This is a genomic window from Chromobacterium subtsugae, assembly GCF_001676875.1.
GTDB lineage: Bacteria > Pseudomonadota > Gammaproteobacteria > Burkholderiales > Chromobacteriaceae > Chromobacterium > Chromobacterium subtsugae.
The window spans coordinates 1-254 of sequence record NZ_JYKA01000065.1 but is presented as its reverse complement, the minus strand read 5'-3'; the positions used below and the strand labels follow the sequence as shown (position 1 = coordinate 254).

General features: G+C 41.3%; 1 protein-coding gene. It reads left to right on the top strand.

Annotation, left to right across the window (positions count from 1 at the left end; all coding sequences use genetic code 11):
* Positions 1–251 (top strand): hypothetical protein (locus MY55_RS24150; protein ID WP_208856083.1); only part of this gene is annotated, 251 nt, incomplete at its 5' end.
* Positions 252–254: the final 3 nt, after the last annotated feature.

The window sequence follows — 254 nt, the reverse complement described above, 5'->3', positions numbered from 1 at the left end:
AAAAGCAGACAAAAAGATTGTCAACAACCATGTACCAAGGTGAAATTGCATGTAATGTCTGGCCGGGTCAGAACTCAATAGCAACATGTCCAGAAACAAAGGTCGCCATCGGGTGTGGTTTTCAATCTAAAACAGCAGGATCTGTCCCTCCTGAAAATGTTTATATGAATGGGCCGAACTCTTGCCTTGTATACACAGGGGGGATGAATTCAAATAAATGCTTTTCTGCTGTTATAACCTGTGCTGATTAGATT